The 20,241-nt window shown below is 71.2% G+C and carries 15 protein-coding genes; 2 read left to right on the top strand and 13 right to left on the bottom strand.

Translation table 11 applies throughout. From position 1 onward, the window contains the following. The first annotated feature begins 136 nt into the window (after positions 1-136). Positions 137-2,263 carry a PhoX family phosphatase gene (locus NMK34_RS02015; protein WP_318331977.1) on the top strand — a complete coding sequence of 709 codons (2,127 nt, stop codon included), beginning with the start codon at positions 137-139 and terminating at the stop codon, positions 2,261-2,263. Positions 2,264-2,380: 117 nt separating this feature from the next. Here NMK34_RS02015 and NMK34_RS02010 read toward each other — a convergent pair whose 3' ends face one another. After that, positions 2,381-3,163 (bottom strand): IclR family transcriptional regulator, encoded by a 783-nt coding sequence (locus tag NMK34_RS02010; RefSeq protein WP_013283617.1) that lies wholly within the window; start codon positions 3,161-3,163, stop codon positions 2,381-2,383. 153 nt (positions 3,164-3,316) lie between these two features. Here NMK34_RS02010 and NMK34_RS02005 point away from each other — a divergent pair, with 153 nt between their 5' ends. After that, entirely contained in the window at positions 3,317-4,507 is a 1,191-nt protein-coding gene (locus NMK34_RS02005) for an MFS transporter (protein ID WP_318331976.1), read from the top strand. Positions 4,508-4,645: 138 nt separating this feature from the next. Here NMK34_RS02005 and NMK34_RS02000 read toward each other — a convergent pair whose 3' ends face one another. The 12 genes from NMK34_RS02000 to NMK34_RS01945 form a co-directional block, all read right to left on the bottom strand. Beyond that, positions 4,646-5,686, bottom strand: coding sequence for a polyprenyl synthetase family protein (locus NMK34_RS02000; protein WP_318331975.1), 1,041 nt, complete (start codon positions 5,684-5,686; stop codon positions 4,646-4,648). Positions 5,687-5,775: 89 nt separating this feature from the next. Beyond that, a complete protein-coding gene (gene nuoN, locus NMK34_RS01995) occupies positions 5,776-7,329 on the bottom strand; it encodes an NADH-quinone oxidoreductase subunit NuoN (protein WP_318331974.1) in 1,554 nt (517 codons plus the stop codon). Beyond that, entirely contained in the window at positions 7,326-8,858 is a 1,533-nt protein-coding gene (locus tag NMK34_RS01990; RefSeq protein WP_013473559.1) for an NADH-quinone oxidoreductase subunit M, read from the bottom strand. Before NMK34_RS01990 ends, nuoN begins: the two co-directional genes overlap by 4 nt. Before the next feature lie 64 nt (positions 8,859-8,922). Further along, a complete protein-coding gene (gene nuoL, locus NMK34_RS01985) occupies positions 8,923-10,884 on the bottom strand; it encodes an NADH-quinone oxidoreductase subunit L (protein ID WP_396882026.1) in 1,962 nt (653 codons plus the stop codon). A gap of 7 nt (positions 10,885-10,891) precedes the next feature. Then, entirely contained in the window at positions 10,892-11,191 is a 300-nt protein-coding gene (gene nuoK, locus NMK34_RS01980; RefSeq protein WP_013283611.1) for an NADH-quinone oxidoreductase subunit NuoK, read from the bottom strand. A gap of 55 nt (positions 11,192-11,246) precedes the next feature. Then, positions 11,247-12,017 (bottom strand): NADH-quinone oxidoreductase subunit J, encoded by a 771-nt coding sequence (locus NMK34_RS01975; RefSeq protein ID WP_135242896.1) that lies wholly within the window; start codon positions 12,015-12,017, stop codon positions 11,247-11,249. After that, positions 12,014-12,661, bottom strand: coding sequence for an NADH-quinone oxidoreductase subunit NuoI (gene nuoI / locus NMK34_RS01970; RefSeq protein ID WP_318331973.1), 648 nt, complete (start codon positions 12,659-12,661; stop codon positions 12,014-12,016). The genes NMK34_RS01975 and nuoI overlap by 4 nt, the downstream gene beginning before the upstream one ends. Position 12,662: 1 nt before the next feature. Continuing rightward, on the bottom strand, positions 12,663-14,018 hold the full coding sequence (gene nuoH, locus NMK34_RS01965) for an NADH-quinone oxidoreductase subunit NuoH (protein WP_318331972.1): 1,356 nt from the start codon (positions 14,016-14,018) through the stop codon (positions 12,663-12,665). Next, positions 14,015-16,456, bottom strand: coding sequence for an NADH-quinone oxidoreductase subunit G (locus NMK34_RS01960; protein WP_194802035.1), 2,442 nt, complete (start codon positions 16,454-16,456; stop codon positions 14,015-14,017). Before NMK34_RS01960 ends, nuoH begins: the two co-directional genes overlap by 4 nt. Continuing rightward, positions 16,456-17,772 (bottom strand): NADH-quinone oxidoreductase subunit NuoF, encoded by a 1,317-nt coding sequence (nuoF, locus tag NMK34_RS01955; protein ID WP_318331971.1) that lies wholly within the window; start codon positions 17,770-17,772, stop codon positions 16,456-16,458. The genes NMK34_RS01960 and nuoF overlap by 1 nt, the downstream gene beginning before the upstream one ends. Further along, a complete protein-coding gene (nuoE, locus tag NMK34_RS01950) occupies positions 17,769-18,869 on the bottom strand; it encodes an NADH-quinone oxidoreductase subunit NuoE (protein WP_318331970.1) in 1,101 nt (366 codons plus the stop codon). The genes nuoF and nuoE overlap by 4 nt, the downstream gene beginning before the upstream one ends. Continuing rightward, positions 18,866-20,191 carry an NADH-quinone oxidoreductase subunit D gene (locus NMK34_RS01945; protein ID WP_013283604.1) on the bottom strand — a complete coding sequence of 442 codons (1,326 nt, stop codon included), beginning with the start codon at positions 20,189-20,191 and terminating at the stop codon, positions 18,866-18,868. Before NMK34_RS01945 ends, nuoE begins: the two co-directional genes overlap by 4 nt. Between the last annotated feature and the right edge of the window lie 50 nt (positions 20,192-20,241).

The following is a 20,241-nucleotide window of genomic DNA, read 5'->3' as shown; positions in this document are numbered from 1 at the left end:
TCAACGCGGAGCTGTTCACGTCCGGTTCAGGTCCGGGCCGATCGCCGCTCACCGTGCCCTGGCAGCGTCCGGCGGGTGAGCGCGCGAGCCGATCACCCGCGCGCCGTCCGACGTTGAGATCAGGAGGCTCCACCTCATGAGCGACCGGCCTCGCCTGCTTCCGCTGCTGGGTGGCACCCGCCACGGCAGCCGCGACGCGATGACCTGTCTGTACCGGTGCGGCAACGCGTGTGACCACCCGGTGCCGAACCCGACCGACAACCCGTACTTCGGCGACGTGGTCGACACCGAGATCTCCCGGCGCGGCGTGGTCCGGGCCGGCGCGGTCGGCGCGCTGGTGCTCGGCTTCGGCGGCGCCGCCGCGGGTGCGCTGGCCGGCGCCGCGCCGGCCGCCGCCGCGCCCGCCGCCCCGCCGGTTCCCGGCGGCGGCGAGGTGTCGCCCGCCGGTGCGGGCCGCCCCGGCAGCGGCGCGCTGACGTTCAAGCCGATCCCGCCGAACAAGCTCGACACCCTCGTGGTCCCCAACGGGTACGACCACTCCGTCGTGATCCGCTGGGGTGACGAGGTCGTGCCCGGCGCGCCCGCGTTCAGCCTGGGCCGGCAGACCGCCGCCGCCCAGTCCAAGCAGTTCGGCTACAACAACGACTTCGTCGGCGTGCTGCCGATCGACAGGCGGCGCGCGCTGCTCGTGGTCAACCACGAGTACACGAACGAGGACCTGATGTTCCCCGGCTTCACCAGCCAGGACGCGCTCACAGTGGAGCAGGTGCGGGTGGCGATGGCCGCGCACGGCATGTCCGTGGTCGAGTTGGAGCGGGTGGAGAACACCGGGCAGTGGCGGCCGGTACGGCGCGGCCGGCGCGAGTACAACCGCCGGGTCACCGCGCTGGCCACCAAGTTCGAGCTGACCGGCCCGGCGGCCGGCTCGGCGTGGCTGCGTACCGCCGCCGACCCGAAGGGCCGGACGGTGATCGGCACGCTCAACAACTGTGCCGGTGGCGTCACCCCGTGGGGCACCGTGCTCTCCGGCGAGGAGAACTTCAACCAGTACTTCGTCGGCGGCGACGGCGTGCCGGAGGAGCAGAAGCCCAAGCTGGCCCGGTACGGCATCCCGACCGACGTGCGCCACCCGAGCGGCAGCCGCAAGTGGGAGCGGGCGGACGAGCGCTTCGACCTGGCCAAGCACCCCAACGAGGCGAACCGGTTCGGCTGGGTCGTCGAGATCGACCCGTTCGACCCGCAGGCCAAGCCGCGCAAGCACACCGCGCTGGGCCGGTTCAAGCACGAGGGCGCGAACGTCATCGTGGCCCGCAACGGCCGGGTGGTCGCGTACATGGGCGACGACGAGCGCTTCGACTACCTCTACAAGTTCGTCTCGGACAAGAAGTTCATGCCGGGGAAGTCCTTGGTGGCCCGGCGGCACAACCTGACGCTGCTGGAGTCCGGCACGCTCTACGTCGCGAAGATCGAGGGCGACAGCCCGGCCGCCGAGATCGACGGTTCCGGCACGCTCCCGGCCGACGGCGGGTTCGGCGGCCGGGGCCGCTGGATCAAGCTGGTCAGCGGCAACCGCTCGTACGTCGACGGCATGACCGCCGCCGACGTGCTCACCTTCACCCGGCTGGCCGGGGACAAGGTCGGCGCGACCAAGATGGACCGCCCCGAGGACGTCGAGCCGAGCCTGCTCACCGGCAAGGTCTACGTGGCGCTGACGAACAACAGCGACCGCGGCAAGGCCGGCAAGGCGCCCGCCGACGAGGCGAACCCGCGCAACAGCAACAAGCACGGGCAGATCCTGGAGCTGGTCGAGGACCGCGGCGACAACACCGCCGAGACCTTCGCCTGGTCGCTGCCGATCGTCTGCGGCGACCCGGCCGACGCCTCCACCTACTTCGCCGGGTACGACAAGACCAAGGTCTCCCCGATCTCCTGCCCGGACAACGTCGCCTTCGACGCCACCGGCAACCTGTGGATCTCGACCGACGGCAACGCGCTGGGCAGCAACGACGGCCTGTTCGCCACCGCCGTCGAGGGTCCGGAGCGGGGCCACCTGAAGCAGTTCCTCACCGTGCCGCTCGGCGCGGAGACCTGCGGCCCGTTCATCACCGGTGACAACCGTTCGGTCTTCGTGGCCGTGCAGCACCCGGGCGAGGTCTCCGGTGCGTCGGTGGAGAACCCCGCCTCCACCTGGCCGGACGGCGACTTCGCCAAGCCCGGCGTGGTGGTCACCTGGCGCCTCGACGGCGGCCCGGTCGGTAGCTGACCCACCCCGGGGGCGGTCCGGCGCTGGACCGCCCCGCGAGGGGCCGCCGACCCACCAGGTCGGCGGCCCCTCGTCGGTTCTCCGAGGCGGTCCCGGCGGCGATCGGCACGCGGCGAGTCAGTTCTCCGAGGCGATGCCGTCGGCGATGGCGCGCGCGGCGGTGAGGAGCTTGGCGCGGACCACCCGGGCCGAGGTCATCATCTCGCCGGCCGGCAGCGCGCACGCCAGCACCACCCGGCGCTCGATGTCCTTGTCCGGGCTGACGAGCACCGCGGCGCACGCCACGCCCTGCCGGAACTGCCCCAGCTCCAGCTGCATGCCGCGCCGGTCACCGGCGGCCAGGTCCGCCTCGAACGCCTCGACGGTGGTGAGGGTGGCGGTGGTGAACGGGCGCATGCCGTACTCGCGCAGGTAGCGGAAGCGTTGTTCGGTGGTGAGCGTGGCGAGCAGGCTCTTGCCCAGCGCGGTGGCGTGCGCGCCCTCGTCGAACCCCGGCACCAGGTCTTCCATGTAGGGCGAGCGCGGCCCTTCGGCGGACGCGGTCACCGCCACCTGCCCGCCGACGAAACGGCCGAGGTAGTGGCTCCAGCCGGTGTCCGACGCCGCGCGGCGCAGCGCCTCACCGACCGCCGGCGGCCCCCGGAACGCGGTGACCAGCTCGCGGTAGCGGTCGGCCACCTCCAACCCCACGATGTACGTCCCGTCCTCGCGCCGGATCACGTAGCCCTCGTACGCGAGCGTGCGCACCAGGTGGTACGTGGTGGCGACGGTCAGCTCGCAGCGCCGGGCGATCTGCTTCACGGTGAGCCCTCTCGGCGCACGGCCGACCGACTCGAGCACTCGAAGCGCGCGGGACACACTGCGGATCAGGTCCGAAGGTTCCGCCAAGGGGTCGCGCACAACCACCTCCGCCGCCGGGGACTTACACCATATGAAAAACCGGCCGAGTGCGAAATGCCTGTTCGGATGGAGGATGCCAGAAGACCGGACACAGACAGTGTGTCGACGGACACGATGAGCAGCCAAAACGTCCGGGCGTAAGGTGTGCTCGCGATGACTGAAACAGTTTCGCGAGCCGCCCCTCCGGCGGCCCGGCACGCCGTCACGGTCGGCGCAGGCGCCACCCTCACCACGATCGTGTGCGTCCTGCCCGTCTTCCTGGTCGGCGGTCTCGCCGTCCAGCTCGCTGACGAACTCCGCTTCAGCCCGGCCGGGCTGGGCCTGGCCGTCTCGATCTACTTCGGCGTGAGCGCGCTCGCCTCGGTGCCCTCCGGCGCCCTGGTCGAGCGTTTCGGGTCGGCCCCGGTCGCCCGGGCCGCCATCCTGCTCTCCGCCGCCTCGCTGCTGGCGGTGGCCGGGCTGGCCCGGTCGTACCCGGTCCTGGTGGCCCTGCTGGCCCTCAGCGCCGCCGCCAACGCCCTCGGGCAGCTCGCCAGCAACGCCGCGCTGGCCGAGCACGTACCCGCCCACCGGCAGGGCCTCTCGTTCGGCGTGAAGCAGGCCGCCGTACCGGCCGCCACGCTGCTGGCCGGTCTGGCGGTCCCCACTGTCGCGCTCACCGCCGGCTGGCGCTGGGCCTTCGTGGCGGCTGCGGTGGCCGCGCTCGCCGTGCTGCCGGCCGTACCCCGGGCCGGACGGGACCGGCGGGCCCGCGCGGCCTCCGGTCGCGGTCCCGGCGGCACCGGCCCGCTCGTGGTGATCGGGCTGGCCGCGACGCTCGCGGCAGCCGCGGCGAACGCCCTCGGCACGTTCCTGGTCGACTCGGCGGCGGCGCGGGGCCTCTCCCCCGGCCTGGCCGGCCTGACGCTGACGCTGGGCAGCGTGGTGTGCGTGCTCGCCCGGGTCGGCGTCGGCTGGCTGGCCGACCGGCGCACCAGCGGGCACGTCGGGCTGATCGCCGGGATGCTGCTGACCGGCTCGGTCGGCCTCATCCTGCTCGCGGTGGCCGGCTCGGCGCCGCTGGTAGCGGGCGTGGTGCTCGGCTTCGGTCTCGGCTGGGCCTGGCCGGGGCTGATGAACTTCGCCGTGGTCCGGCTCCACCCGCAGGCCCCGGCCGCCGCCACCTCGATCACCCAGACCGGGGTGTACGCGGGCGGCTGCCTCGGTCCGCTCGGCCTGGGCGCGCTGGCCGGCGCGGCGGGCTACCCGGCGATGTGGCTGACTGCCGCCGTAGCGATGCTCCTGGCCGCCTTCCTGATGCTGCTGGGCGCCCGCCTCCTACGCCCCACCCCCGCTCTCCCCTGACCGTCCGCGCCGGCACCGAGCCCCGTCGCGACGATCATGAAGTTAGCGGCGCGACACGCCGTATGGGCGACCGTCAACTTCATGATCGACGAGAGCCCGAGCGAGTGAGGGTGGGCGCGCGTGGGGTCAGCGCGGGGATCAGCTGGTGCGGTCGGCGATGTAGTCGCAGAGGGACTCCAGCGCGCGACGCGCCGGACCCTCGGGCAGCGGAGCCAGCCGGGCGCGTGCGTCCTCGGCGTAGCTGCGCACCGTCTCCCGGGCGCGCTTGAGCGCCGGCGACTCCCGCAGCAGGCCCAGCGCCTCGGCGTGCAGCGCGTCGTCCACCAGCGGGCCGGTGGCCAGGATCTCGCGCAGCCGTACGCTCGCCGCGTCCGCGTCGTCGGAGGCCATCGCGTAGAGCACCGGCAGGGTGGGTACGCCCTCGCGCAGGTCGGTGCCGGGCGTCTTGCCGGACTGGACCGACTCGCTGGCGATGTCCAGCAGGTCGTCGGAGAGCTGGAACGCGACACCGATGATCTCGCCGTACGCGGCCAGGGCCTCGACGTGCTCGGGCGCCGCGCCGCCGAACATGCCGCCGAAGCGGGCCGACGTGGCGATCAGCGAGCCGGTCTTCTCGGCGATCACGTGCAGGTAGTGCGCGACCGGGTCGGTGTCGCGCGGGCCGACCGTCTCGGCGATCTGGCCGTGCACCAGCCGCGCGAACGTGCGCGCCTGGAGGCGTACCGCCTCGGGGCCCAGGTCGGCGGCGATGTCCGCGGCCCGGGCGAAGAGGTAGTCGCCGACCAGGATGGCGACGGAGTTGGTCCAGCGGGAGTTGGCGCTCGGGGCGCCACGCCGCACGGCGGCCTCGTCCATCACGTCGTCGTGGTAGAGCGTCGCCAGGTGGGTGAGCTCCATCACCACGGCGGCGGGGACGACCTGGTCGGCGTCTGGCTCGCCGAACTGGGCGCCCAGCGCCACCAGCAGCGGACGGAACCGCTTGCCGCCGGCCTCGACCAGGTGCCGGGACGCCTCGGTCACCAACGGATCGGCGCTCGCCACGCTCGCCCGCAGGCTCGTCTCGACCCGGTCGAGCACGCCCAGCACTGAGGCTTCGACGCGCGGGTCGGCGAGGTGCAGGCCGAGCGCGCCGAACTGACCTGAACGCTCGCCAGCCGGGTTCGCCACGTCCTCAACCATGCCACACCCGTTCGACCTGCTCGTCGACGGGGATACGGGCCGGGGGCCGGTACGCCACGGCGTACCGGCCCCCGGTGGGAACACCTCTGTCATCTGACGAATTCGGCGGCGCCGGTGGTCAGATCGAGCAGCGGACCCGGCACCACGCCGAGGACCAGCGTGGCGAGCACGCCGATGACCAGGGCGGCCGAGGTGAGCGCGCCGGGCACGGTCACCGTCGGGGTGGACTCGCCCGGCTCGGACAGCCACATCATCACGACGACCCGCAGGTACGGGAAGGCCAGCACCATGCTGGTCAGCACGCCGGCGATCACCAGCCACGCCTGGTTCGCCTCCAGGGCCGGGCCGAAGACCGCGAACTTGCTGGTGAAGCCGCTGGTCAGCGGGATACCGGCGAAGGCCAGCAGGATGAACGTGAAGATCGCCGCGAAGAACGGCGAGCGGCGGCCCAGCCCGGCCCAGCGGGACAGGTGGGTGGCCTCCCCGTCGGCGTCGCGCACCAACGTCACCACGGCGAACGCGGCGAGCACCGAGAAGCCGTACGCGGCCAGATAGAACATGGTGCCGGAGAGACCCTCACGGCTGGGCGCCAGCACACCGACGAGCAGGTAACCGGCGTTCGCGATCGACGAGTACGCCAGCAGGCGCTTGATGTCGGTCTGGGTGACCGCCAGCACCGCGCCGACCAGCATGGTCAGCACCGCGATCGCGCCGAGCACCGGGGTGAAGTCCCAGGAGGCCCCGGCGAACGCGACGTGGAAGACGCGCAGCAGCGCACCGAACGCGGCGACCTTGGTGCAGGCCGCCATGAAGCCGGTGACCGGGGTCGGCGCGCCCTGGTAGACGTCCGGCGTCCAGACGTGGAACGGCGCGGCGGCGGCCTTGAACAGCAGACCGATGGCGAGCAGCGCCATACCGGCGAACAGCAGCACCGGGCTGGACGGCGAGTCGGTGACCGCGGCGTGCACGGTGGCGAAGTCGACGCCCGCCGTACGGCCCGGGATCCCGGAGGTGAAGCCGTAGATCAGCGCCACACCGAACAGGAAGAACGCCGAGGCGTACGCACCGAGCATGAAGTACTTCAGCGCCGCCTCCTGGCTCAGCAGACGCCGGCGGCGGGCCAGCGCACAGAGCAGGTAGAGCGGAAGCGAGAAGACCTCCAGCGCCACGAACATGGTCAGCAGGTCGTTCGCCGCCACGAAGATCAGCATGCCGCCGATCGCGAACGACATCAGCGGGTAGACCTCGGTGGCACCGCCGACGCCCTCGGCCTGCCGGCGGTCCTCCGCCGACTCGGCGGTGACCGCGGCGTGCGCCACGAACGCGCCGCCCCGCTCCACCGTGCGCTCGCCGACGAGCAGCAGCGCCATCACCGCGAGCACCAGGATGGCGCCCTGCAGGAACAGCGTCGGGCCGTCGATCGCGATGGCGCCGCCGATGGTGATCAGCCGGTCGTCGGCGTTCAGGATCACCATGACGATCGCGGCGAGCATCGCCACCAGGGCGAGCCCGAGTTGCACCGCGTTGCGCAGACGGCGCGGCACGAACGCCTCGACCAGGACCCCGAGCAGCGCCGCGCCCAGCATGATCAGGATGGGAGCGAGCGCCGCGTAGTCGATCGACGGCAGCTTGAGCTCGGTCATTTTGCGGCCTCCTGGACGCTGCCGACCTCAGGGGCGGGATCGGACTTGCCGACGTCCTGCATGGTCGCCTGGACGGCGGGATTGATGACATCGGTGACCGGCTTGGGATAGAAGCCGAGCAGCACGATCAGCGCGATCAGCGGCGCGACGACCACCTTCTCGCGCAGCGTGAGGTCGCGTCGCATGCCCTCGACCTCGGTCAGCGCCGGGTTCAGCGTGCCCTGGGTGGTGCGCTGCACCATCCACAGCACGTACGCCGCCGCCAGGATGATGCCGAGCGTGGCGATCACCGCGACCGGCTTGTTGACGGTGAACGTGCCGATCAGCACCAGGAACTCGGAGACGAACGGTGCGGTACCGGGCAGCGCCAGCGAGGCCAGACCGGCGAAGAACAGCACACCGGCCAGCACCGGCACCAGCTTGCCCGCGCCGCCGAAGTCGCTGATCAGCGCCGAGCCGCGCCGGGCGATCAGCATGCCGACCACCAGGAACAGCAGGCCGGTGGCCAGGCCGTGGTTGAGCATGTACAGCACCGCGCCGGTGCCGGCCTGGGTGGTGAACGCGAAGATACCGACGCCGATGAACCCGAAGTGCGCGATCGAGGTGTACGACACCAGCCGCTTCAGGTCGTTCTGGCCGACCGCCAGCAGCGCGGCGTAGATGATGCCGATGACGCCGAGCGCCAGCGCCCACGGCGCGAACCAGCGCGACGCCTCCGGGAACAGCGGGAGGCAGTAGCGCAGGATGCCGAACGTGCCGACCTTGTCCAGCACGCCGACGAGCAGCGCGGCGGCACCGGCCGGCGCCGCGCCACCGGCGTCCGGCAGCCAGGTGTGGAACGGGAAGAACGGCGCCTTGATCGCGAACGCCACGAAGAAGCCGAGGAACAGCCAGCGGGCCGTGTCGGTGGCGAACTCCGCCTGGCTCAGCGCCTGCCAGTCGAAGGTCTTCCCGCCGACCACCCAGAGGCCGATCACCGCGGCCAGCATGAACAGACCGCCGACCAGCGAGTAGAGGAAGAACTTCACCGCCGCGTACTGCCGCTGGTGGCCGCCGTAGCTGCCGATCAGGAAGTACATCGGCACCAGCATGACCTCGAAGAACACGTAGAACAGGAAGACGTCGGCGGCGGCGAAGACGCCGATCATCGTGCATTCGAGGACGAGCAGCAGCGCGAAGTACGCGGGCACCGAGCGCTTCGACGCCTCGGCGTCGTGCCAGGACGCCAGGATCACCAGCGGCACCAGGATCGCGATCAGCATCAGCATGACCAGCGCGATGCCGTCCACCTCGAAGGTGAAGTTCACACCCCAGTTCGGGATCCACGGGTACGACTCGCGGAACTGGAACCGGTCACCACCGGCGGAGAAGGCGAACCACATCACCACCGAAAGCACCAGCACCAGCAGCGACCAGCCGAACGCCACCAGCTTGGCCAGGTCCGGGCGGCTGCGGGGCAGCAGTGCCACCACCAGGGCGCCGACCAGCGGCGCCACGGTCAGCACCGAGAGGAACGGGAAGTTGGACATTATTCGGCCTTACCTCCGTCGTGACTGCGTGGCCCGCCGGCGGGGGCGGCCGCGTTGAGGTCGATCACGCCAACCACCCCGCCTGTACCGCCAGGAACGCCGCCACCACGAGCAGCGCGCCGGTCAGGATCGAGGTCGCGTACGACCGCACGAAGCCGGTCTGGAGCCGCCGGAGCCGGCCCGAGCCCCCGCCCACGGCGGCGGCCAGGCCGTTGACCAGCCCGTCCACGCCCCGGTTGTCGAGGAACACCAGCGCCCGGGTGAGGAAGATGCCCGGCTTCTCGAAGACCGCCTCGTTGAAGGCGTCCGTGTAGAGGTTCCGGCGGGCGGCGGTGACCACCACGCCGGCCGGCTGCGGCTCGGTGGCCGTACCGGAGCGGAACAGGAACCAGGCCAGCCCGGCGCCCAGCACGGTGAGCAGCAGCGACAGCGCGGTGAGCAGCCAGTGCGCCAGCACCGGCGCGTGCTCCCCGCTCTCGGCGGCGAGCCCGTTGGTGGCGGTGAGCCAGTCCGGCACGGAGGTGGCGAGCAGGAAGCCCGCGCCGACCGAGCCGACCGCCAACAGGATCAGCGGGATGGTCATCAGCTTCGGCGACTCGTGCGGGTGCTCGATGTCCTCGGTCCAGCGCTTCGGGCCGTGGAACGTGAGCACGAACAGCCGCGTCATGTAGAACGCGGTGAGCCCGGCGCCGAGCAGCGCGGCCATGCCGAACAGCCAGGCCGTCCAGCCCTCCCGCTCGAACGCGGCCACGATGATCGGCTCCTTCGAGAAGTAGCCGGAGAACGGGAACATGCCGATGATGGCGAGCCAGCCCATCATGAACGTCAGCCAGGTGACCTTCATGTACTTGGACAGCCCGCCGAAGCGGCGGATGTCCACCTGGTCGTTCATGCCGTGCATGACCGAGCCGGCGCCGAGGAACATGTTGGCCTTGAAGAAGCCGTGCGCCAGCAGGTGCACGATGGCCAGCGCGTACGCGCCGCCACCGAGACCGACGCCGAGGAACATGTAGCCGATCTGGCTCACCGTCGACCAGGCCAGCACGCGCTTGATGTCGTCCTTGGCCGCGCCGATGATGCAGCCCATCAGCAGCGTGAGCGCGCCGACGCTGACCACCACGAGCTGGAGCGTCTCGTTGGCCGAGAAGATCGCGTTGGAGCGGGCGATCAGGTAGACGCCCGCGGTGACCATGGTGGCCGCGTGGATGAGCGCGGACACCGGGGTCGGGCCCTCCATCGCGTCCGGCAACCACGCCTGGAGCGGGAACTGACCGGACTTGCCGGCCGCGCCGAGCAGGAGCAGCAGGCCGAGCACCAGCACGGTGGTCGAGGTCATCGAGCCGACCCCGTTGAACACCTCGTCGTACTGGGTGGTGCCGAGCATGGCGAACATGATGAAGATGCCGATGGCCAGGCCGGCGTCGCCGACCCGGTTCATCAGGAACGCCTTCTTGCCGGCGGTGGCCGCGCTGGGCCGGCCGTACCAGAAGGAGATCAGCAGGTACGACGCCAGACCGACGCCCTCCCAGCCGAAGTAGAGCATCACGTAGTTGTTGCCGAGCACCAGCAGGAGCATGGCGGCGACGAACAGGTTGAAGTACGCGAAGAACAGCCGCCGGCCCGCGTCGTGCGCCATGTACTCCACGGCGTAGAGGTGGATAAGGAAGCCCACCCCGGTGATCAGCAGGACGAAGACCGCGGCCAGCGGGTCGAAGAGCAGACCGAAGTCCACCTTCAGGTTGCCGACCGCCATGAAGTCCCAGAGGCTCAGCTCGACCTGCTTGTTCTCCAGACCGCGCAGCTGGAGGAAGTAGGTCAGCCCGAGCACGAACGCGGCGCCGATGGCGCCCACGCCCAGCCAGTGGCCCCAGCGGTCGGCCCGCTTGCCGAGCAGCAGCAGGATCGCCGCGCTGACCAGCGGGATCGCCACCAGCAGCCAGACACTGCCCAGCATCCCGTCCGCCGTGGCGAAGGTGACGGCTTCGGCTGGCTCAGACTGGGCGATCGTCAGAATCTGTTCCACCACGAGCCCCTCAGTACTTCAGCAGGTTGGCGTCGTCGACGCTGGCCGAGCGCCGGGTCCGGAAGATCGCCATGATGATCGCGAGCCCGACCACGACCTCGGCCGCCGCGACCACCATCACGAAGAACGCCATGATCTGGCCGTTCAGGTCGCCGTTGATCCGGCTGAACGTGACCAGGGTCAGGTTGGCCGCGTTGAGCATCAGCTCGATGCACATGAACAGCACGATCGCGTTGCGCCGGACCAGCACGCCCACGGCGCCGATGGTGAACAGCACCGCCGCGAGGATGAGGTAGTAGTCCGGGGTCACCGTGCCAGCCTTTCGTTCGCGACTGCGGGGCTCCGCTTCGCTGCACTCCTCGCGCTCACCGATCAGTCCCCTTCGGTGCGGTCTCCTCGGCCGTCAGCTCGCGCACCGGCATGATCTCCGGGATGCTGCGGTCGGTCAGCCGGCCGTCGGGCAGACGGGCCGGGGTGGCCACCGAGGAGGACGTGGCGTAGACACCCGGGCCGGGCTTCGGTCCGGGGTAGTTGCCGGGGCGGAACCGCGCCTTCATGGTGGCGATCTGGTCCATCCGGTCCGCCTTGCGCCGCTCCACGTGCGCCAGCACCATCGCGCCGACGGCGGCGGTGATCAGCAGCGCCGAGGTCAGCTCGAAGGCGAAGACGTACTTGGTGAACAGCAGCCGGGCGATGCCCTGGACGTTGCCCTCGCCGTTCGCCTCGTCGAGCCCGACCGGCTGGACGCCGTCGAGCGCGCGGTAGAGGCCGGTGCCCACCAGGCCGGCGAAGCCGAGCCCGAGGACCACGGCAGCGACCCGCTGGCCGCGCAGCGTCTCGATGAGCGAGTCGGACGCGTCCCGGCCGACGAGCATCAGCACGAACAGGAACAGCATCATGATCGCGCCGGTGTAGACGATGATCTGCACCATGCCGATGAACGGCCCGGCCTGGAGCACGTAGAACACGCCCAGACAGAGCATGGTCAGCACCAGCCAGAGCGCGGAGTGGACCGCGTTGCGTGCCCACACCATGCCGACCGCGCCGAGCAGGGCCAGCGGGGCGAGGATCCAGAAGGTGACCTCCTCGCCCCCGGACACCTGGCCGGCGGCGGCGAGCACCGTTGCCGAGGTCATGCCTTGCCTCCCTTGCCCGCCGCGGCGGCGGACCGCTGCTCGGCCTGCTCGGCGCCGGGGAAGGTCACGCCCGGGTGCTCCTCCACCTGGTACCGGCCGGGGCCCATCGGCGAGTGCTCGGCGCCGGCCGAGGTGCCCGGGTTGGTGAGCGCGCCGACGTAGTAGTCCTTCTCGCTGTCGCCCAGCCGCATCGGGTGCGGCGGCTGCTCCATGCCTTCGAGCAGCGGCGCGAGCAGCTGCTCCTTGGTGAAGATCAGGTCCTGCCGGTTGTCGCGGGCCAGCTCGTACTCGTTGCTCATGGTGAGCGAACGGGTCGGGCAGGCCTCGATGCAGAGCCCGCAGAAGATGCACCGGGCGTAGTTGATCTGGTAGGTGCTGGCGTACCGCTCACCCGGGGAGAAGCGCTGCTCCTCGGTGTTGTCGCCACCCTCCACGTAGATCGCGTCGGCCGGGCAGGCCCAGGCGCACAGCTCGCAGCCGATGCACTTCTCCAGCCCGTCCGGGTGCCGGTTGAGGATGTGCCGCCCGTGGTAGCGCGGCGCCGAGACCGGCGGCTTGAACGGGTAGTCGGTGGTGACGACCTTCTTGAACATGTGCGAGAAGGTGACACCGAAGCCCTTGAACGTTCCGGTGATCGCGCCCACGTCACACCTCCCTGGAGTCCGGGCCGGCGACCACGTTGGCCGGCTCCCGCTCGGCGAGCACGCGCTTGGTACGCGGGCTCGGCGGAACCTGAAGATCCATCGGCGGCAGCGGGAAGCTGCCGTACGGCCGGGTGTCCGCCTGCTCCTGCAGCGACGGCTTCGGCTCCTTCTTCCGCGACGGCCAGAAGAGCGTGGCCAGCAGCAGCACGCCCGCGCCGATCGCGGTGACGAGCAGCCGGTCCCGGGTCTGCCAGTCCTCGATCGAGCGCAGCCCGGCGAGCACCATGATCCAGACCAGGTTCAGCGGCAGCAGCACCTTCCAGCCGAACCGCATGAACTGGTCGTACCGGAGCCGGGGCAGCGTGCCGCGCAGCCAGACGAAGACGAACACCAGCAGGATGACCTTGCCGAAGAACCACAGCATCGGCCACCAGCCGTCGTTGGCGCCCGACCAGATCGTGATCGGCCACGGCGCGTGCCAGCCGCCGAGGAACAGCGTCACGGTGAACGCCGACATGGTCACCATCGCGACGTACTCGCTGAGCATGAACAGCGCGAACTTCAGCGAGCTGTACTCGGTCTGGAAGCCGGCCACCAGCTCCGACTCCGCCTCGGGCAGGTCGAACGGCGCCCGGTTCGTCTCACCGACGATGGCGATGAAGAACATGATGAAGCTGGGCAGCAGCAGGATCGCGTACCAGCCGGGCGCGGCGAGGTCGAAGCCGCCGATGCTCAGCCGGGTGCCGTCACCCTGCGCGGCGACGATCCCGCTCGTCGACATGGTGCCCGCGGTCATGAACACCGCGACCACACTCAGGCCCATGGTGACCTCGTACGAGACCAGTTGGGCCGCCGAGCGCAGACCGCCGAGCAGCGGGTAGGTGGAGCCGCTGGCCCAGCCGCCGAGCACGATGCCGTAGACGGCGAGCGAGGAGAAGGCCAGCACCACCAGCACCGCCACCGACACGTCGGTGACCTGCAGCGGCGTCCGGTGCCCGAAGATGCTCACCATCGGCCCGAACGGGATCACCGACAGCGCGGTGACCGCGCAGACCACGGAGATCACCGGGGCGAAGAAGTAGACGACCTTGTCGGCCTTGCGCGGGAGGATGTCCTCCTTGAAGGCCAGCTTCACGCCGTCGGCGAGCGTCTGGAGCAGACCGAACGGGCCGGCCTGGTTGGGGCCGGGCCGCACCGCCATGCGGCCGACGACCCGGCGCTCGAACCAGACGCCGAGCAGCGTGGCCGCCACGGCGACGACGAACGCGAACAGGATCTTGCCGAGGACCAGCCACCACGGGTCCTTGCCGAAGTCGGCAAGCGTCGGGTCCTGCGCCGCGAGGATGACGGGGTTCACTGCACCCACCTTTCGTTCCCGACTGCGGAGACGCTCACCACGTCGCCGGACGTCGCGCCGAGGCCGCGCCGCACGGTGGAGCCGGGTGAGTTGGTCGGCAGCCAGACGACGCCGTCGGGCATCTCGGTGATCGCCGCCGGCAGCGTGATCGCGCCGCGGTCGGTGCCCACCGTGACCGGGTCACCGTCGGCGACACCGAGCGCCTCGGCGGTGCCCTTGCCGAGCCGGACCACCGGCGGGCGGGCGGTGCCGGCGAGGTGCTCGTCGCCGTCGGTGAGGCTGCCCAGGTCGATCAGCTGGTGCCAGGTGGCGAGCACCGCCTCGCCCGGTCCGGGCTGCCGCACGGCGGCCGGCTCGACCGAGGGCGCCGACGGCCGCTCGACCCGGGTGCGCGGCAGCGCGCCCAGCTCGCGCCGGATGCTCGGCACGTCACCGGTGCCGAGCCGCACGTCGAGCTGCGCGGCGAGCGCGTCGAGGATGCGGGCGTCGGTCATCGCGCCGGTGTCCAGCACCTTCTCGAACGTGCGCAGCCGGCCCTCCCAGTCCAGGAAGCTGCCGGCCTTCTCGACCACCGGCGCGACCGGCAGGACCACGTCGGCGCGGCGGGACACCGCGCTCATCCGCAGTTCCAGGCTGACCAGGAACGGCACCGCGTCCAGTGCGGACTCGGCCAGGCGCGGGTCGGCCAGGTCGGCCGGGTCGACGCCGGCCACCACCAGGGCGCCGATCTGGCCGTTCGCGGCGGCGGTGAGGATGCCGTCGGTGTCGCGGCCGGCCTGGCTGGGGATCACCCCGGCCGGGATGTCCCACGCCTCGCCCAGCTCCGCGCGCGCGGCCGGCTCGGTGACGACCCGGCCGCCGGGGAGCAGGTTGGGCAGGCAGCCCGCGTCGACAGCGCCGCGGTCACCCGCGCGCCGCGGCACCCAGACCAGCCGGGCACCGGTACGCCGGGCGACGTCCGCCGCCGCCGACAGCCCGCCCGGCACCTCGGCCAGGCGCTCGCCGACGATGAGGATCGCGCCGGGCTGACCCAGCGCCTCGGCCACCGTGGCGTGCTCGGCCAGCACACCGGCCTCCTCGCCGGGCACCACCCGGGCCAGCTTGGCCCCGAGCTTCTCCAGGCCGCGCGTGGCGAACGGCGCGAGCGCGTACACGGTGAGCTTCTTCTTCAGGTACGCCTTGCGCAGCCGCAGGAAGAGGATCGGGCACTCCTCCTCCGGCTCCAGGCCGACGAGTACCACAGCGGGCGCGTTCTCCACGTCCGTGTAGGTCACGTCGGTGACCCCGGCGACGCTGCTGGCCAGGAAGTCGGCCTCCTCGCGGGAGACCGGGCGGGCCCGGAAGTCGATGTCGTTCGTGTGCAGCGCGATGCGGGCGAACTTCGCGTACGCGTAGGCGTCCTCGACCGTGAGCCGGCCGCCGGTCAGCACCGCCGTGCCGGTCGCGCCGTCACGGGCCGCGCGCAGCCCCTCGGCGGCCCGGGTGAGCGCCTCGCTCCAGGACGCCTCGCGCAGCTCACCGGTCTTCTCGTCGCGCACCATCGGCGTGCTGATCCGGTCGAACGCGCGGGTGTACTGGAAGCCCCAGCGGCCCTTGTCGCAGTTCCACTCCTCGTTCACCGCCGGGTCGTCGCCGGCCAGCCGGCGCAGCACCTTGCCGCGCCGCCAGTCGGTGCGCTGGGCGCAGCCGGCCGAGCAGTGCTCGCAGACGCTGGGCGTGGAGACCAGGTCGAACGGGCGGGCCCGGAACCGGTACTGGGCGCCGGTCAGCGCGCCCACCGGGCAGATCTGCACGGTGTTGCCGGAGAAGTACGAGTTGAACGGGACGTCCCCCTCGTCGCCCTCCTCGCCGTACGCGTCGTCCCGGTAGATGTTGATCTCCTCGTGCGAGGAGCGTCCCATCAGGTCGATGAACTTGTCCCCGGCGATCTCCTCGGAGAACCGGGTGCACCGCTGGCAGAGCACGCAACGCTCGCGGTCGAGCAGCACCTGGGTGCTGATCGGCAGCGGCTTCGGGTACTCCCGCTTGTGCTCGTGGAACCGCGAGTCCGTCCGGCCGGTGGACATCGCCTGGTTCTGCAGCGGGCACTCGCCGCCCTTGTCGCACATCGGGCAGTCCAGGGGGTGGTTGAGGAGCAGCAGCTCCATCACCCCCTCCTGGGCCTTCTTGGCGACCGGGGAGGTGAGCTGCGTCCGCACCACCATGCCGTCGGCGACGGTCTGGGTGCAGGAGGCGACCGGCTTGCGCTGGCCCTCCACCTCCACCAGGCACTGCCGGCAGGCGCCGGCCGGGGCCAGCAGCGGGTGGTCGCAGAAGCGCGGGATCTCGGTGCCGAGCTGCTCGGCGACGCGGATCAGCAGCGCGCCCTTGGGCGCGGTGACCTCGACGCCGTCGATGGTCAGCGTGACGGTCTCGGTCTGCTTGGCTACGTCGGTCATTAGTGGGCTCCCACCAGCTGCTTGTCCGACAGCTTCGGCGCGGTACGTCCCTCGATGTAGTCGAGGTAGTCCTGCTTGAAGTACTTCAGCGACGAGGTCACCGAGCTGGTAGCGCCGTCACCCAGACCGCAGAACGAGCGGCCGAGGATGTTGTCGCAGGTGTCGAGCAGGGTGTCCAGGTCCTCGTGGGTGCCCTGGCCGGCCAGGATGCGCCGGTAGACCCGGACCATCCAGTAGTTGCCCTCCCGGCACGGGGTGCACTTGCCGCACGACTCGTGGTGGTAGAACTCCAGCCACCGGTAGGTCGCGTACACCGGGCAGTCCTGGTCGGAGAAGATCTGCGTGGCCGTGGTGCCCAGGATCGAGCCGGCCGCCGCCACCCCCTCGAAGTCCAGCGGCACGTCCAGGTGCTCGGCCGTCAGCAGCGGCGTCGACGAGCCACCCGGGGTCCAGAACTTCAGGTTGTGCCCGGGCTTCATGCCGCCGGCCAGCTCGATCAGCTCGCGCAGCGTGATGCCCATCGAGCACTCGTACTGGCCCGGTTCGGCGATCCGGCCGGACAGCGAGTAGATCATCGGGCCGGACGACTTCTCCGTGCCCATCGTCTTCCACCAGTCCGCGCCACCGAGCACGATGTACGGCACGCTGGCGATGGTGCCGACGTTGTTGACGACGGTCGGGCTGGCGTACAGGCCGTGGGTCGCCGGGAACGGCGGGCGCAGCCGGGGCTGGCCGCGGAAGCCCTCCAGCGAGTCCAGCAGCGCGGTCTCCTCACCGCAGATGTACGCACCGGCGCCGGAGTGCACCACCAGGTCCAGGTCGAAGCCCGACCCGAGGATGTTGCGGCCGAGGTAACCCTTGGCGTACGCCTCGTCGACGGCGCTGCGCAGCCGCCGGGCGGCGTGCACCGCCTCACCGCGGATGTAGATGTACGCCCGGTTGGCCCGGATCGCATACGAGGCGATGATGACGCCCTCGACCAGCGAGTGCGGGTCGTGGGTCATCAGCGGCAGGTCCTTGCAGGTGCCCGGCTCGCCCTCGTCGGCGTTCACCACCAGATAGTGCGGCTTGCCGTCGCCCTGCGGGATGAACCCCCACTTCAGACCGGTCGGGAAGCCCGCGCCGCCCCGGCCGCGCAGCCCGGAGTCCTTGACCAGCTGGATCAGGTCGTCCGGGTGCGCCTTGAGCGCCTTGCGCAGGGCGGCGTAGCCGTCCAGCTTCTCGTAGGTGCCGAGCCGCCACGCGTCCGGCGAGAGCCAGCGCTTGGTGAGCACCGGCGTGAGCTTGGCCAGCGTCTCCGGCCGAGGAGTGGTCACTTCCGGACCCCCGTTCCGCTCGCGTCCGCCGGGTCGGCGCCGTCCGCGCCCGTACCGGACTCCGCTTCCTTGAGGTTGCGCTCCTGCGCGCCGGCCGCGTCGCCGGCGGGCTTGCCGTCACCGGCCGGCGGGTTCGACGCCACGCCGGCCGCCTCCGCCGCCCGCGCGTCGCGCGGCGCCGGTGCCGGTCCGTCCACCGGAACCTTGGTGCCGGGGGCGTCCGGCACCGGGGTGCTCGCGTCCGGCTGCCGGGTCTCGGCGGTACGCACCTGCGGCGACTTGTCGTCCGGCGCCTTCACGTCCGGCGCGGTGCTGCCGCTGGCCGCCTCCGGCGCGGCCGGCTCGGGCGCGGGGGCCGGCTTGGCGGCCTCGGCCTCGGCCTTCGCCTTCGCCTCGGCGGCGGCCCGGTCGGCCTCGGCCTTGCTGCGGATCGGGGTCTTCGGGTCGAAGCCCGGCACCGAGACGCCGTGCTGCTCGGCCAGGCGCAGACCGCGCAGGCTCGGCTCGCCCGGCCCGCCGTCGGCCACCGCGCCGTCGCGCTCGTCGGCGAAACCGGCGAGCTGGACCGCCATCTCCTTGAGCGTGCACAGCCGCGCCCCACGGGTCGGCATCGGCCGGCCGCCGGCGCGCAGCTCCTCGACCACGTCGAGCGCGGCCTGCGGCTCCACGTTGTCGAAGAAGTCGTAGTTGACCGTCATCACCGGGCCGTAGTCGCACGCCGCCAGGCACTCGGCGTGCTCCAGGGTGATCTTCCCGTCGGCGGTGGTCTCCTCGTGCCCGACGCCGAGGTGCTCGGCCAGGGTGTCGTAGACCTTCTGCCCGCCGAGCACGTCGCACATGGTGTTGGTGCAGACGCTCACCAGGTAGTCACCGGTGGGCTTGCGCTTGTACATGGTGTAGAAGGTGGCGACGGCGCCGACCTGGGCCTTGTTGAGCCCGAGCACCTCGGCGCAGAACTCGACACCGGCCGGGGAGACGTAGCCCTCCTCGGACTGGACCAGGTGCAGCAGCGGCAGCAGCGCCGAGCGGGACCGGTCCGCCGGGTACCGGGCGATGATCTCCCGAGCCCGGGCGCGAGTCGTTTCGGTAAAGCTCATCGGTCACAACCACCCATCACGGGGTCCAGCGAGGCGCCGCCGGCGATCACGTCGGCGATCAGGCCGCCCTCGGCCATCGCCGGGAGGGCCTGGAGGTTGACGAAGCTCGGCTCCCGGTAGTGCACCCGGTAGGGCCGGGTGCCGCCGTCGGACACCGCGTGCACGCCCAGCTCGCCGCGGGGCGACTCGATGCCGACGTACACCTGGCCCGGCGGAACCCGGAAGCCCTCGGTGACGAGCTTGAAGTGGTGGATCAGCGACTCCATCGACTGACCCATGATCTTGGCGACGTGCTCCAGCGAGTTGCCCATGCCGTCCACGCCGATGGCGAGCTGCGCCGGCCAGGCGATCTTCTTGTCGGACACCATCACCGGGCCGGGCTTCAGGCGGTCCAGCGCCTGCTCGATCAGCTTCAGCGACTCGCGGATCTCCGCCACCCGGACCAGGTAGCGGCCCCACACGTCACCGTCGGTGTGCGTCGGCACGTCGAACTCGTACGTCTCGTACCCGCAGTACGGCATCGTCTTGCGCAGGTCCCAGGCGAGACCCGCGGACCGCAGCACCGGGCCGGTGACGCCGAGCGCCATGCAGGCGGTCACGTCGAGCACCGCGACGTGCTGCGTACGCTCCAGCCAGATCGGCTGACCGGACAGCAGGTTCTCGTACTCCTTGAGCCGCTTCGGCATGAGCTGGAGGAAGTCGCGGATCTTGCGGATCGCGTCGTCCGGCACGTCCTGCGCCACACCGCCCGGCCGCACGTACGCGTGGTTCATCCGCAGGCCGGTGATGGTCTCGAAGATGTCGAGGACGTACTCCCGCTCGCGGAAGCCGTACAGCATCATGTTGATCGCGCCCAGCTCCATGGCGGTGGTCGCCAGCCAGACCAGGTGCGACGAGACGCGGTTGAGCTCCATCATCAGCACCCGGATGGTGGTGGCCCGCTCGGTGATGTCGTCGGTGATGCCGAGCAGCTTCTCCACCGCGAGCGCGTACGCGGTCTCGTTGAACAGCGGCGAGAGGTAGTCCATCCGGGTCACGAACGTCGAACCCTGAACCCAGTTGCGGTACTCGAGGTTCTTCTCGATGCCGGTGTGCAGGTAGCCGATGACCGAGCGGGCCTCGCGGACCGTCTCGCCCTCCAGCTCCAGGACCAGCCGGAGCACGCCGTGGGTGGACGGGTGCTGCGGACCCATGTTGACGACGATCCGCTCGTCGTTGATCGGGTCCGTGCCGGAGACGACCTCGTCCCAGTCCCCGCCGGTGACGGTGAAGACCTTGCCCTCGGTCGTCTCGCGCTCGGTCGCGTAGTTCGACGTGGTCACGTTGCCAACCCTCCGTTCGCGACTGCGGGGCTCCGCTTCGCTGCACTCCT

This window comes from Micromonospora sp. BRA006-A (genome assembly GCF_033433935.1).
Lineage (GTDB): Bacteria > Actinomycetota > Actinomycetes > Mycobacteriales > Micromonosporaceae > Micromonospora > Micromonospora aurantiaca.
The sequence above is the reverse complement of the archived record's forward strand: the minus strand, read 5'-3'. Positions and strand labels throughout refer to the sequence as shown.

Coding starts and splice junctions, on each gene's coding strand:
- NMK34_RS02015 (WP_318331977.1), top strand. CDS start 137: ATGAGCGACCGGCCTCGCCTGCTTCCGCTGCTGGGTGGCACCCGCCAC.
- NMK34_RS02005 (WP_318331976.1), top strand. CDS start 3,317: ATGACTGAAACAGTTTCGCGAGCCGCCCCTCCGGCGGCCCGGCACGCC.
- NMK34_RS02000 (WP_318331975.1), bottom strand. CDS start 5,686: ATGGTTGAGGACGTGGCGAACCCGGCTGGCGAGCGTTCAGGTCAGTTC.
- nuoN (WP_318331974.1), bottom strand. CDS start 7,329: ATGACCGAGCTCAAGCTGCCGTCGATCGACTACGCGGCGCTCGCTCCC.
- NMK34_RS01990 (WP_013473559.1), bottom strand. CDS start 8,858: ATGTCCAACTTCCCGTTCCTCTCGGTGCTGACCGTGGCGCCGCTGGTC.
- NMK34_RS01975 (WP_135242896.1), bottom strand. CDS start 12,017: ATGACCTCGGCAACGGTGCTCGCCGCCGCCGGCCAGGTGTCCGGGGGC.
- NMK34_RS01960 (WP_194802035.1), bottom strand. CDS start 16,456: ATGACCGACGTAGCCAAGCAGACCGAGACCGTCACGCTGACCATCGAC.
- nuoE (WP_318331970.1), bottom strand. CDS start 18,869: ATGAGCTTTACCGAAACGACTCGCGCCCGGGCTCGGGAGATCATCGCC.